Annotated in this window: 9 protein-coding genes; 6 read left to right on the top strand and 3 right to left on the bottom strand. The window is 61.2% G+C overall.

Annotated elements, in window-relative coordinates; translation table 11 throughout:
• Window positions 1–109: 109 nt before the first annotated feature.
• Window positions 110–1,393: a phosphoribosylamine--glycine ligase gene (purD, locus tag HMPREF2842_RS01470; RefSeq protein WP_070642060.1), complete on the bottom strand. Its 1,284-nt coding sequence runs from the start codon at window positions 1,391–1,393 to the stop codon at window positions 110–112.
• A 154-nt stretch (window positions 1,394–1,547) separates the two neighbouring features.
• Window positions 1,548–1,886 (bottom strand): PQ-loop repeat-containing protein, encoded by a 339-nt coding sequence (locus tag HMPREF2842_RS01465; RefSeq protein ID WP_049351963.1) that lies wholly within the window; start codon window positions 1,884–1,886, stop codon window positions 1,548–1,550.
• Window positions 1,887–2,324: 438 nt separating this feature from the next.
• Here HMPREF2842_RS01465 and HMPREF2842_RS01460 point away from each other — a divergent pair, with 438 nt between their 5' ends.
• From HMPREF2842_RS01460 to HMPREF2842_RS01440, 5 genes are all read left to right on the top strand, one after another.
• Complete coding sequence (locus HMPREF2842_RS01460; RefSeq protein ID WP_070642057.1) at window positions 2,325–3,452, top strand: asparaginase; 1,128 nt, start codon at window positions 2,325–2,327, stop codon at window positions 3,450–3,452.
• 38 nt (window positions 3,453–3,490) lie between these two features.
• Window positions 3,491–3,907, top strand: coding sequence for a sterol carrier family protein (locus HMPREF2842_RS01455; protein WP_049349865.1), 417 nt, complete (start codon window positions 3,491–3,493; stop codon window positions 3,905–3,907).
• A 240-nt stretch (window positions 3,908–4,147) separates the two neighbouring features.
• On the top strand, window positions 4,148–5,899 hold the full coding sequence (gene purF, locus HMPREF2842_RS01450) for an amidophosphoribosyltransferase (protein WP_049347203.1): 1,752 nt from the start codon (window positions 4,148–4,150) through the stop codon (window positions 5,897–5,899).
• Complete coding sequence (purM, locus tag HMPREF2842_RS01445; protein WP_005504604.1) at window positions 5,899–7,044, top strand: phosphoribosylformylglycinamidine cyclo-ligase; 1,146 nt, start codon at window positions 5,899–5,901, stop codon at window positions 7,042–7,044. The genes purF and purM overlap by 1 nt, the downstream gene beginning before the upstream one ends.
• A gap of 643 nt (window positions 7,045–7,687) precedes the next feature.
• The gene (locus HMPREF2842_RS01440) at window positions 7,688–9,640 is read left to right on the top strand and encodes a S8 family peptidase (RefSeq protein ID WP_070633709.1); all 1,953 of its coding nucleotides are present in this window, start codon (window positions 7,688–7,690) and stop codon (window positions 9,638–9,640) included.
• A gap of 104 nt (window positions 9,641–9,744) precedes the next feature.
• Here HMPREF2842_RS01440 and HMPREF2842_RS01435 read toward each other — a convergent pair whose 3' ends face one another.
• Window positions 9,745–11,667 carry a S8 family peptidase gene (locus HMPREF2842_RS01435; RefSeq protein WP_070642054.1) on the bottom strand — a complete coding sequence of 641 codons (1,923 nt, stop codon included), beginning with the start codon at window positions 11,665–11,667 and terminating at the stop codon, window positions 9,745–9,747.
• A 606-nt stretch (window positions 11,668–12,273) separates the two neighbouring features.
• Between HMPREF2842_RS01435 and HMPREF2842_RS01430 the strand changes: the two genes are divergently transcribed.
• Window positions 12,274–13,992 carry a S8 family peptidase gene (locus HMPREF2842_RS01430; protein WP_049345723.1) on the top strand — a complete coding sequence of 573 codons (1,719 nt, stop codon included), beginning with the start codon at window positions 12,274–12,276 and terminating at the stop codon, window positions 13,990–13,992.
• Window positions 13,993–14,101: the final 109 nt, after the last annotated feature.

Below are 14,101 nucleotides of genomic sequence, written 5' to 3'. Positions count from 1 at the left end.
GGGAAAAGCCGAGACGGCAAGAAGCCAAGAAGTAAGAGGCAAAGGGGCAAGTGGCAAAGAAGCGACCGGCTCCCCCACCCTCAAGCGGGGAAGCCGGTCACCTTAGGTTTTAGCCGCGCGGGGCGGGAATGTGGATACGGTTCTCCACAGCCTTCAGCGCGATATCGGTGCGGTACTGCGCGCCAGCCCAAGAGATAGCGCGAACGCCCTCGTAGGCGGCGTCGCGGGCGGCGCCCAGGTTCTCACCGAGCGCCACGACGGCCAGCACGCGGCCGCCGGCGGTGTGGATTTCCTCGCCGGAAACCACGGTGCCCGCGTGAATCACGTGCACGCCCTCCAGGGCGTTCGCCTCATCCAGACCGGAGATGACGTCACCCTTGCGGGGAGTGTCAGGGTAGTTCTCAGCAGCCATAACCACGTCAACTGCGGTGCGGGGATCCCAATCCAGCTCGGTACCCTCAGAAATTTCACCGCGAGCAGCCGCACGCAGTAGCTGACCCAGCGGGGTGCGCAGACGCGCCAGAACCGCCTGGGTTTCCGGGTCGCCAAAGCGTGCGTTGAACTCGATAACGCGCACGCCGCGGCTGGTCACAGCCAGACCGCAGAAGAGCACACCCACGAACGGGGTGCCGCGCTCAGCCATACGAGCCACGGTCGGGCGGGCAACCTTCTCCACGACCTCCTGAACGAAGCCCTCAGGCAGCCAGGGAAGCGGGGTGTAGGCGCCCATACCGCCGGTGTTCGGGCCCTCGTCGTTGTCGAAAATGCGTTTGAAGTCCTGAGCCGGGGACAGCGGCAGAACGTTCTTACCGTCAGAGATGACGAAGAGGGACACCTCGGGGCCGTCCAGGAACTCTTCGATGACCACGGTGCCGCCGGCGTTGAAGCATGCCTGCGCGTGCTCCAGTGCCGCGGTGCGGTCCTCGGTCACCACAACGCCCTTACCTGCAGCCAGGCCGTCGTCCTTGACCACGTAGGGTGCACCGAACTCGTCCAGTGCCGCCTGCGCCTCAGCGGCGTTCGTTGCCACGTAGGCGCGGGCGGTCGGCACGGAAGCCTCTTCCATGACCTGCTTAGCGAAGGCCTTAGAACCTTCCAGCTGCGCGGCAGCTGCGGAGGGGCCGAAAACGTCAAAGCCCGCCTCACGCAGTGCATCGGAGACACCTGCGACCAGGGGCGCCTCCGGGCCGATAACGACCAGGTCGGCGTTCAGTTCGCGTGCCAGGGCGGTTGCCTGGGCGGGGTCATTCGCATCAATTGCGTGGACGGGAACATCCTGGGCAATGCCGGCGTTGCCGGGGGCGCTGTGCACCTCAGTTACCTCAGGGTCGCGCAGAAACGCTCGGATAATTGCATGTTCGCGGCCGCCGGGGCCCAGTACCAAAACCTTCATGCTATTCAGGGTACCCGCTATCACGCTAAAAATGTGAGCTGGGAACACTAAAAATGCGGCTCTTCTCATCTAGCGGCACGCTCAAAAGAATGCCTATCAGAGAAGAACCGCATCGGGTGAGTATTCACCACAACATAGGTGGCTTTGATTCGGGTTAAACCAATGCTGTCACAGCCGCAAGACCACCAAAAACAATGCCGGGGGCATTAGCGATGACAATTGGTATGTCCTTCTTGGGGCGCCACAGGCCGTACAGCAACCATAGAGTGCAGTTTATAGCGGCTACCAGGGGCTGAATCCAGTCGCCCTTGTGACCGTTCAGGTTACCGATAATCTGCGGGAAGTAGAAGACATACATGAGCACGGCAGTAATCGAAGCGACTCGCGCAAGAATGGGGAAAAACTTGGCGTGAAATTCAGATTCAGCGCTCATGCCGCTTTTTTCTGCGGTGTTCTTAGGGGTGGTGGAAGAAGAGTTGTTCTGCTCTGCCATAAAATTACCTATTTCTGATGATCTAGTGTGCGTATTATCTGGTGCTGTCGTTCTCGCAAACAGTGGAGACGTAGATGATGGGAGGATCTGTTCTAGGTGGCTCCAGGATAGGTGGCGCTAGGATACATGGCGCTAGGAAGGGGCCGCTCCCATTTTGAGAGGTATGCGCAGACCTCACGGGTATACTCCACGAATATTCTATTCCTCCCCATGCTAAAGACGTAACCCCTACCACCAATTAATATGAGAGGTATCACATATACAGCTCACTGTCGGTCAAAAAATATCACATAAACATCCAAAAATAAGGATGAATCCGCCCCACCCTTACAAGCAACGTTCTGCACGGAAATATTTGCGGGGATACCATTCTGAGCCGCCCTATACGCGTAAAACCGCGTACATAAGGCAGAACAATACACCCCTTAAACTAGAAGAATGACCAACAGCACCACCCCACAGGCAACCACTCACACCACCGACCACAGCAGCACCTTCGACGTAGAACTCGCGCAGCTCACCCGCAACAACTTCATTGAGGCACGCCACCGCGGCCGCCTCATCCTGCTGGGCCCCGACGGCGAAGTACAGCTTGCCCTCGGCGACATTCACGAGCCCTTCTACCTGCGCTCCGCCGCCAAGCCGCTGCAGGCCATCGGATCCATGAAGGCGGGCGCACCCCTGCGCGGCTCCCAGGTCGCCATCGCCTGCGGCTCGCATCGAGGCACCTTCGAGCAGATGCGCGCCGTACAGGACGTGCTCACCCAGGGCAGCACCGAAACCAACCCGCTCACCCCGGCAAACCTGGCGCTCAAGCCCACGCTCCCTGCCGATAAGCAGGCACGCCAGGCAATGACTCAGGCGAACCTCGCCGCTACTGCCCTGGCGCACCCCTGCTCCGGCAAGCACGCCGCATTCCTGTGGGCGTGCACCGCCAAGCTTGAGCGCGGCGACCTTGAAGAGGGCTCGCAGAACTGGACCCTGCACAACTACCTCGACCCCGCACACCCGCTGCAGCAGGTCATCACCGAAGAACTTGAGGCGTTCACCGGCGAGCCGGTAGTCGCCATCGGCGTTGACGGTTGCGGCGCACCCGTGCACGCCGTCTCCCTGGCCGGTGCCGCACGCGCCTACTCGACCCTCGGCTCGGCAATCCGCAACCTCGGGGCGGATGCGCGCGCCTCCACGGTCGCGACCGCCATGGTGGATTACCCCGAACTGATTCAGGCGCCCGGCTCCCCCGACACCGTGCTCAGCGAAGAACTGGACGCAATCGTCAAGGGCGGCGCGGAGGGTGTGCTCTGCATTGGTCTGCGTTCGGGCGCGTCCGTGGTGGTGAAGATGAGCGACGGTTCGCACCGCGCCATGTACGTCGTGGCTCTGCGTGCTCTTGTTGCTGGCGGCTACCTGAGCGCCGAGGAATGCGAGCGCCTACTCGCGCTGGTGGTTCGCCCGGTGACCGGCGGTTACGTGGACGGCAAGCCTGTTGTGGTGGGTGAGCTGCGCGTACATGAGGAGCTCTTCACTCGCGAGAATCTGACTCTCGGTACCCAGGAAGGGAACTAGTTGTGGCGATTCGACGTAAAACTTCCGAAGCAGACGGCATGGCGGCGGTACGCGAAGTGCGTGCTTTCTTTGAGGCGCAGCGTGCGGCAGCCGGTGAGCCTGCGGATTTACATGCCCGAGGCGGGTACCTGCTGAACAGCCCCGAGGTGGCGCAGGCGTTTGCCGCGCTCCCCCGTTCGGTGCGCGCGACCTTCGTTCGCTTCACTCTTGAAGAGCTGGCGACCCTCGCCCCCGGCAATAGTGTGGAGGTACGTGTGCCCCCGCTGGGCGTGACCCAGTGCGTGGCGGGTCCTCGCCATACGCGCGGCACCCCGCCGTCCGTGGTGGAGGCGCGCCCGCTCGTGTGGGCGGTGCTGGTGTTGGGTGCTTGTTCGTGGGAGCAGGCGGTGGGTGCCGGTGCGCTTGATGCGTCGGGCGAGCGCAGTGATTTATCGGCGCTTCTTCCGCTCTTCTAGAATTTGCTACGAGCCCGCAGGTCCACGCAGTTTTCGTAATTTGGCGTGTTTGTTGCCTGTTCTAGTGGTCCATACTGAGGTATTTAGCGTATCCTTCACCACGTCTACATTGAAACCCGGTACACTTTTAAAGGTCTGGTGTATGCTACCGCACACACAGGCAGGTGCGAGTACAGAAACACACGTCCGTCTTGCGCCTGCGCAGACGCATCCGCAGTCCCAACGTCGAAAAGAAGTGAATTGATTCGCCCCGACGGAAAACTCACTCACGACCTCGATCCGATTGACCACGGCCCCAAGGACGCCTGCGGCGTCTTCGGTGTCTGGGCTCCCGGCGAGGACGTGGCAAAGCTAACCTACTACGGCCTGTACGCGCTCCAGCACCGCGGCCAGGAATCAGCAGGTATCGCAACCAGTAACGGCAAACGCATCCACGTGTACAAAGATATGGGACTGGTCTCCCAGGTCTTTGACGAAGCCACCCTCAGTTCCATGCCCGGCGACCATGCTATCGGCCACGCTCGATACTCCACCACCGGCGCATCCCACTGGGCTAACGCACAGCCCACCCTCGGCACCACCCCGCACGGCACGCTCTGCCTGGCGCATAACGGTAACCTCACCAATTCCGCTGACCTTTACGAGCGTATTCTCGAAAAGAACGGTGGCAAGCCCCCCAAGCACGGTGAGCTTGCTCAGGGTAACACCACCGACACCGCACTCGTTACGGCTCTACTGGCAGAGCATGACTTCGATTCCCTCGAAGAAGCAGCACTCGACCTGTTGCCGACCCTGCGCGGTGCTTTCTGCCTCACCTTCATGGACGAGAACACCCTCTACGCTGCACGCGACCCGCAGGGTGTACGCCCCCTCGTGCTCGGTCGTCTGGAGCGTGGCTGGGTTGTCGCATCCGAAACCGCGGCACTTGATATTGTCGGCGCGTCCTTCGTGCGTGAAGTGGAGCCCGGCGAGTTCATCACCATTGACGAGAACGGTCTGCGTTCCCAGCGTTTCGCAGAAGCTAAGCCCGCCGGCTGCGTCTTTGAGTACGTCTACCTCGCTCGCCCGGACACCACCATCTCCGGCCGTAGCGTCTACGAATCCCGCGTAGAGATGGGCCGTCAGCTTGCCCGCGAACACGCTGTTGAAGCTGACCTGGTCATGCCCACTCCCGAATCCGGTGTTCCGGCTGCTATTGGTTACGCCGAAGAGTCCGGCATTCCCTACGGTAACGGTCTGGTCAAGAACGCCTACGTGGGTCGAACCTTCATTCAGCCCTCGCAGACTATCCGCCAGCTCGGTATTCGACTCAAGCTGAACCCGCTCAAGTCTGTGGTTGCAGGTAAGCGCCTCGTCGTCATTGACGACTCCATCGTTCGCGGTAACACCCAGCGTGCCCTCGTGCGTATGCTCCGCGAAGCTGGCGCGAAGGAAGTGCACGTGCGCATCTCCTCCCCGCCCGTGAAGTGGCCTTGCTTCTACGGTATTGACTTCGCTTCCCGCGCGGAGCTGATCGCTAACGGCCTGTCCGTGGACGAAATCGCGTCCTCCCTGGGTGCCGATTCGCTCGGCTTCATCTCTCAGGACGGCATGATGGCAGCCACCGAGCAGCCCGCCGAAAACATGTGCACCGCATGCTTCACCGGCAAATACCCGATTGAGTTGCCGAGTGAGGAACGACGCGGCAAGTCCCTCTTCGACTCCGCGGAGAAGGGCAAGGGCGGACCCCTCGCCGGCAAGGCAGCTGAGGTAACCGTGGAGCGCCCCGTCCCCTCCAAGCCTGAGCATGCTGAGGCCGTCTCCATTGAGACCCGCGAAGGCACCGAAACTCTCGAAACGAAGTTCGATCCCTCCGCAGTACAGGTTGCCGCAGACGACGCCGGTATGGGCATGTGCAACCCCGGCCCCGACGCCGACCTCGAGGCATTGCTCACCGAGCAGGACCGCATCCCCGCAAACTCCTCCGCTACCGCTACCCCGAAGGAATCCTAATGAGCGAGAACACCACCACCGTAACCTACGCGAGCGCAGGTGTTGACGTAGAGGCTGGCGATCGCGCCGTTGAGCTGATGAAGGGCGCTATCAAGGCGACCCACAACTCCTCCGTCGTTGGTGGCGTGGGCGGCTTCGCGGGCCTGTACGACGTCTCCGAGCTCGTCAAGTACCGCAAGCCCTACCTGGCTACCTCCACCGACGGTGTGGGTACCAAGGTCGCTATCGCGCAGGCACTCGATATTCACGACACCATCGGTTACGACCTGGTCGGCATGGTCGTGGACGACATCGTGGTCTGCGGTGCGAAGCCGCTGTTCATGACCGACTACATTGCCACTGGCAAGGTCGTTCCCGAACGTATCGCTGACATTGTGCGCGGTATCGCTGGCGCATGTGCACAGGCTGGTACCGCCCTGGTTGGCGGCGAAACCGCTGAGCACCCCGGCCTGCTCGCAGAAGACGAGTACGACGTCGCGGGCGCAGCAACCGGTCTGGTCGAGGCAGATGAGCTGCTCGGCCCCGAGCGCGTGCGTGAGGGCGACGTACTGATTGCTATGGCGTCCTCCGGTATTCACTCCAACGGCTACTCCCTGGTCCGCAAGGTCCTGAACGTTGCCGGTTGGGGTCTGGAGCGTCAGGTGGACGAGCTGGGCCGCACCATCGGTGAAGAGCTGCTCGAACCCACCCGCGTGTACGCGGCAGACTGCCTGGATTTGGCGGCAGCATTCCCCGTCAACGGTGAGGACGGCACCACCGGTAGCGGTGTGCGCGGCTTCTCTCACGTGACCGGCGGCGGCCTGGCTGCCAACCTGGCTCGCGTTCTGCCCCAGGGCCTGGAGGGTCGCGTGGACCGCTCCACCTGGCAGATTCCTGCAATCTTCTCCCTGATCGGTTCGCTGGGCAACGTGCCCCTGGCCGATCTGGAGCGCACCCTGAACCTGGGCGTGGGCATGATTGCTATCGTTGATCCCTCCGTGGCTGAGGCCGCTACCAAGCGCCTGAACGACCGCGGCATCCCCTCCTGGATTATGGGTGACGTTGTTGCCGCCGGCGAGCCCGAGGCTAACAACCCCGATTACGTTCAGGGAGCTAAGGGCGTGGACGGCGGAGCGGTTCGCCTGCTGGGCTCCTACGCTTCCTAAGGACGCTTTCTCCAGTAGATTGCGAGCGCCAGTTTGCTGGTGCTGATGATTCTATAGACCGGGGCGGTCACCGACGCGGTGGCCGCCCCGGTCTGTGTGTGTGTCTACCGGCGGTGCGTGCTGTCCAGTGTATTGATGCCAGCTTTTTATTTATTTTCACGCGCATTTCAGGCTATTTTTATTTTTTGCTATCAACTGCATTTTTAATGCATTTCAGTGCTTGCACCACAGTGTTAAAACATTTATTCCTCTCCCCTGTCAGCAAGAGGTACCGCATATCCTGCCTCGCATATTCCAACCCTCAAGCTTTACTTACATAAACTCTCAATCATTGGGCACTATTCAGTCTCCAGAGGTTGATTTTCTGCACATTAACCCGTGAAAAGCACCTCAAAAATCCCTCAAGTTCACCTTGAAGTGATACCTTAGAAATGTACGTTGCACACCGTCCAAAAAGGGTTCTTCCGGTACGAAAAAGGGTCTACAAAACACTATTCCCTCACCCCATTCATTACTTCAGCGCGCCCAAAAACAGGTCCCTTTTGCTGCCCCGTAAAAACCCTATACGCACCTCGTGCACCTACAGACGGAAACACCAGTACACATCACACAGTTCGCATACCACCTACATCAGGAGAACCAGATGAGGCTTCCATACATCGGTGCGCAGCGCACCGAAACACCTCCTCGCCCCCGCATCGATAACCACTGCATCGATAACCGCCGCCGCAAGCGCCCCGCACGCGCAGCACTGAGCCTGCTCGCCGCCGGCGTCATCCTCTTCGGAGGCGACCTACCCGCCGTCCTCGCGCAGGGGCCCAGCGACGAAGCCATCCTGGCAGCAGCTCAGGCAGCGCCCCAGATTGAAGGGCCCGTCAGCCCCCTCACCCTCACACGCAACGGCGTAACACGCCCCACCACCCCCACCGTGGCGGCACCCGGCACGCTCCCCCAGCAGAACTTCGACCGATTCATCGTCACCTACACCAACGAAGCCAAGCAGCGCAAAATGCTGCGCGACGGCGAGTGGGATGCAGTCCGCGGCATCGTTGACGACATCATGGACACCGTCGACGTCGTCAGCGAAGCACTGAACGTCGACACCAAGTTCCTGCACAACACCTCCACCGATGACGCCGTCATCCAGACCTCCAAAACCCTCAACAAAAACGAGGCGAAGGAGTTCATGGCGAAGGTCGCCTCCGACCCGGATGTAGCCTCCGTCGAGCCCGACTACATCAACTACCCCGCCGCAGAGGGTGACATCACCTTCCAGTTCAACGACCCGCAGTACAGCAAGCAGTGGAACCTCACCAACCCCACCACCGGCGTTCAGAACACCGGTAACGCGCGCCTGCGCCGCGGCGCAAACGTGAAGGTCGCCGTACTTGACACCGGCTACGTGCCGCACCCCGACCTGGTTACCGGCATGGCGAACGGCTACGACTTCGTCAGCGACCCGCTCAGCGCCCGCGACGGCGACGGCCGCGACCCCAACCCCAGGGATGAAGGCGACTACGCACCCTACAACCTCTGCAAGGACCAGGCGAACGCCCACACCTCCACCTGGCACGGCACCAGCGTTGCTGGCATTATCGGTGCCCGCGGCAATAACCGCATGGGCATCGTCGGCGTTGCCGACCTCGCCCGCGTGCAGCCCGTGCGCGTACTGGGCCGATGCGGTGGCCGCACCTCAGACATTGCCGACGCCATCATCTGGGCTGCCGGCGGACACGTTGACGGAGTACCGGACAACGCCTACCCCGCCAAGATCATCAATATGTCCATCGGCACCGTAACCCAATGCCCCGCCGCGTACCAGCGCGCCATCAACATTGCACGCTCCAAGGGCGCAATCGTGGTCGCCGCGGCAGGTAACGGCAACACGGAGGCGTCCAAGTACGCGCCCGCCAACTGCATGGGCGTCATCACGGTTGGTGCAACCACCAAGGCTGGCACGCGAGCATCATTCTCGAACTACGGCACGAGGGTTAACATCTCGGCACCGGGTGAGGACATCCTCACCCTGTCCATGAACAGCCTCGACCGCCCTGATAACACTAAGTTCAGCTACGACTATGAGAGCGGCACCTCCATGTCGGCACCGCACGTCTCCGCCCTGCTGGCGCAGCAGCTGGTCAACGGCACCTCCATGACCACTAAGCAGGTCGAGGAGGCGTTCACCCTCGCGGGGGGAAACCGCATCAAGTGCGATAAGTATTTCTGCAGCCGAGGTATTATCAACAGCTTCAACCTGGCTAAAAAGGCTGGAAACCTGGACGCGAACGGCAGGGTGACCTACCTGCGACCGCGCAAGATTATTTCTAAGGGCCTGAGCGCCGGAGCGTCCAACACCAAGATTGCAGACAGGGCCGCCACCGACGAGGCAGCCGAGGCGACAGCAGAAGCTCTCACGGCAGGAGCCAACGGCGAGAGCCTCACCGGCGACTACGACCGAATTCCCGGCGCGCCCGCCATGGAAATCCCCGAAGATGCCCAGGTCTACGACCTGAACGGTGACGCCGAGCCCATCACCCAGGACGAACCGCTGGTCACCAACCCCGCGCAGAAGCCCCGCGAGGTCAATGAGCAATAAGCTATCCGCTACCGACACCCCATCAGGCCCAGTCGACAGCGCATAGTAAAAGCCCCCGATGAGAGAACTCATCGGGGGCTTTTCGTATCTAAAACGAGTTTTGACTAGCGGCGGTTACCGGTCGCAAAGCCCAGGTAGCCAGTGTTCGGGTATGCACTGCTCGGGTAACCGCTGCTCGGGTAGGTGTTCGCAGAAGCACCGTACCAGGAGCGGTAACGCGGGGTGTGGCCGTGACGCGGACGCGACGGGTAGGAGGGGCGAGTCACCGGGCGGGACGGGCGGGTCCTAGTCTTAGGAGCGGGGGTCACCTTCGGTGCAGGGGTTGCCTTAGGTGCGGGGGCCTGCTGACGCTTAGCGTCCTCTTCAGCCTTCTTGCGTGCCGCCTCTTCAGCCGCCTTCTTACGTGCGGCCTCCTCCTCAGCCTTCTTGCGTGCCGCCTCAGCCGCGGCAGCATCCGCAGCCTCGCGGTCGGAACGGACCTGCTGAACCGCGCGCGCCGCATTCACAATGCCGGAACCGCACGCGGACTGGTCGCACTCAACACCCTGAGAGGTGGACTGCAGGGCCTTCTTCGTCTGAGCGTACGTCAGCTTCGGGTCGACCGCCTTCATGAGCGCCACAATACCGGCAACATGCGGTGCCGCCATGGAAGTGCCCTGGTACTCGGCGTAGTCAGCCTTACCGGGAGCGGTCTTACCGGCGTTCAGGGTGGAGAGAATACCGCCACCCCAGTAGCGGCGGTCGCCACCGGGCGCGCTCACGTCCACGCGGGAGCCGTAATTGGAGAAGTAGGAGCGCTTGCCGTTCTTATCGGTTGCGCCCACGTTGATGACGTCCTCGCAGTTGCCGGGGCTGGACTTCGAGGCATCAAAGTTGTTGTTACCCGCTGCGACGACCACGATGGAGCCGCGCTTATTCGCCTGAGCAATCGCCTGGCGGTACGGGGTGGTGCAGGTGCCCTCGCTGCCGATGGACATGTTAATGACCTGGGCAGGATGGTGGTTCGCAGGAACGCCGCGCACGCTACCACCGGCAGCCCAAATAATGCCGTCGGTGATGTCTGAGTCGAAGCCACCGCAGGCGCCCAGAACGCGCACGGGCACGATCTTCGCCTCGGGTGCCACACCGGCAATGCCCTCGTTATTGTTCGCAATAGCGGCAATGGTGCCCGCCACGTGGGTGCCGTGCCAGTCGGAGGCGGTCGCCTTCGAACCGGTGAAGCACTGGTCGTCCACAGTCCAGTTACCGGCGTCGGTCGGGTCGGAGTCACGGCCATTACCGTCGTTGGAGAACGCCGACTCGGCAATAAAGTCGTAGCCGGGCAGCACGTTAGCGTCCAGGTCCGGGTGGGCGGTAATGCCGGAATCCAGCACCGCCACGGTCACGCCCTTGCCGCGAGTGGTGCCCCACGCCTCCAGGGCGGAGATGCCCTTCTCACCGGTGAGGGACCACATTCGGTTCATCTTCGGGTCGTTGATCTTGACGGTCTCCGAGGTGTTATCCACGGTGGCGTAGCGGCGCATATCTGGCGACACGGAGGCGACCTTGGAGTTCGCGCTCAGGGCGTCCATGTACTGCTGGGCCTGAGCGGGGGTGAGCTCTGCGGAGGTGGTGACCACGCTGGCATCCAGCGCGGTGGAGCGGACGTAGCTGGTCTTAATGTTCAGCAGCTCGTCAATGCTCTGCACCTCGGAGGTGATACCCGCGTAGAGTGCGTCGTTCCAGGTTGCCTGCTGGGTGCCGGCGGCCGCGGACCAGTCAATCTGATCTGCGGTGGCATCGGTGGAGGCGGCGTTCTTCGCCTCATCGGTGTAAGTGATGATGAAGCGGTTGTATGCCACGGGCGCGGACTGGGTGGTGTTAGAAGCCTGTGTCGCCACAGAAGCCTGGGTTGCGTGGGTAGCCTGCGCGGTGGGTGCCGCCACGGCGGGGATCACGCTTGCCGAGAGCAGGCAGGTTGCGGTGACGAAGCTCAGCAGGGAACGCTGTGAGGAGCGTGCCTGCGAGGGGCGAGCAATGCGAAGCATGGACGTCCTTGAGGTGAGTGGTACCGGGTGCGCACGATGCGGCGTAGCGTTGCCGTCTCGCGTTGAGGGCGTGTGCTCGGTACGAGTGAATACGGAAGAGTGAGGTGTTGGTGCATTGTGTGTGCTGTGAAGTGGTTCCACAATGTGCGTGCACGGGTACGCACCGTGAGATACTCTAGCACCCTTTTTCAGTTACTTTATGAATAAAATAACCTTTGTGATGCAGGTCATTTTATGCATAGATGAGTAAAACTTAAATCACTACTTTAAGTCGCGAGAATATTCCGACTAGGCATTTCTTTATCTGCATTTACATGAAAGAAAAATCTCATTATTTACGCCACACTATCGAGTTTTAGCCCCGCCAAACATAGAAAAAGGTGCTAGGATAGCGATATCTCACCACATAAACTACTTCCGATGAACTCCCGCACGGGGGTTTAGAGAAAAATACACATCAATGCAGTGATGTGCATTTTCTTTTTCTATTCGCTCCTCACAAGCAAATATGCAAAAGAATGCAAAAAATTTCTCAAAGGTGCATTTATGTGAGTGAATAACCAACCCACATGCCGCTTCCGGCACTCACATACGCAAAGGACCCCGATGTCTTTTACCACTCACCCCTCAGCACGCGGTGTCGCACGCACCGCACTGAGCCTGGGTACTGCAGCAACACTCGTCGCGACTCTGGGCGCCCCCGCATCCTTCGCGGCACCCGCACAGGCCAACAGCGCCGAACACGCCAAAGCCCACACCACCATCTCCTCCCTCAGCTCCGAGCAGCAGAAGGCAGGCTTCAACCGCTTCGTTATCACCTACACCGATAGCGCACTAAACGCAGGCGGCATCAACTGGGCAAGCCCCGCAGGCACCCAGGTCGCCACCTGGAACGACGCCCTCTACCGGGGCCTCACCTCCGAGGTGAAGAGCGTCGATGACCTCTTCAAAATCAAGACCAGCTACGTACGCACCACCGCTCAGAAGGCAACCGTGGTGACTCTCTCCTCCAAGCTCACCGCGGAGCAGGCAGAGAAGTACATGGCGGCGCTGAGCTCTAACCCCTCCGTCGCGTCGGTTGAGCCCGACCTGCTGCGCCGCTCCAACGCACGCACCCGTACCGCCGCAAACTCCAAGGTCGCTCAGGTAGCCCAGGCTGCCCAGGCGTCGAACCAGGTTGTGGCGCCGAACGACACCCTCTACCCGCAGCAGTGGAACCTGCACGGCACCAAGGGTCTGGCTACCCCCGAAGCGTGGAAGACCACCCAGGGTGCCGGCGTGACCGTTGCTGTGATTGACTCCGGCATCGTCAAGCACCCCGACCTGGACGCTAACGTCCTGCCCGGCTACGACTTCATCACCGAGCCCTCCATTGCTCGTGACGGCAACGGCCGCGACTCCGACCCGACCGACCAGGGCAACTGGGAAGAAGCGGGCGTCTGCGGTGCTGATGCAGAGGCAAGCGAGTCGAACTGGCACGGCACCCACGTTGCCGGCTCCATCGCGGCGATTATGAACAATAAGCGCGGTATCGTCGGCGTGGCACCCTCCACCAAGATCCTGCCCGTGCGTGCCCTGGGCATGTGCGGCGGCTACGACTCCGACATTGCGGATGCAATGGTTTGGGCAGCCGGCGGCACCGTTGAAGGCGTTCCTGCGAACTCCAACCCCGCCAAGATCATTAACCTCTCCCTCGGCGGCGAAGGCACCTGCCCCGCAACCTACTCCAAGGCTATTGCTGAAGTGAACAAGCGCGGCGCGATTCTCGTTGTCGCTGCTGGTAACGATGGTCAGGACACTTCCAAGGTCGCTCCGGCTAACTGCGGCGGTTCGATCGTGGTGGGCGCTACCGACCAGAACGGTAAGCGTAGCGACTTCTCCAACTACGGCAAGCTTGTTGATGTGAGCGCCCCCGGCAGTAGCATCATGTCCACCGTGGACCTGGGCACCACCGTTTCCAAGGGTGCGGGCTACACCGAGTACGACGGCACCTCCATGGCGGCACCCCAGGTTGCTGGCGTGATTGCTCTAATGAAGTCCGTGGATCCCTCGCTGAACGCTGAGCGTGCAAAGCAGATTCTGAAGCAGAGCTCCAAGCCGCTCACCTGCGATGTGAACGGTTGCGGTTCCGGCATTGTGAACGCCGCGAGCGCACTGGCTATGGTGCAGGGCAAGAAGGACCCGAACCCGCAGGCAAAGCCCTGGCCGAAGCGTGCACCCAAGCACCCGACCCGTGCGGCTCGTGTTGGTTACGTGACTAACCCGGCTGTTAACCACAACCCGCCGTTCCTGATTACTGCTCACGGCCTGATTCCCGGTCAGTAATCGGCATGTTGCCAGCTCGGAAGCCGGTGAGCCAATAGGCTTCTGAAGGATGCCACATACAAAAAGCCCCCGTTGAGTTTTTGAACTGCGCCCCGAAACTTGGACGCAT

The sequence above is a fragment of the Rothia sp. HMSC069C10 genome (assembly GCF_001812205.1).
Lineage (GTDB): Bacteria > Actinomycetota > Actinomycetes > Actinomycetales > Micrococcaceae > Rothia > Rothia mucilaginosa.
The sequence above is the reverse complement of the archived record's forward strand: the minus strand, read 5'-3'. Positions and strand labels throughout refer to the sequence as shown.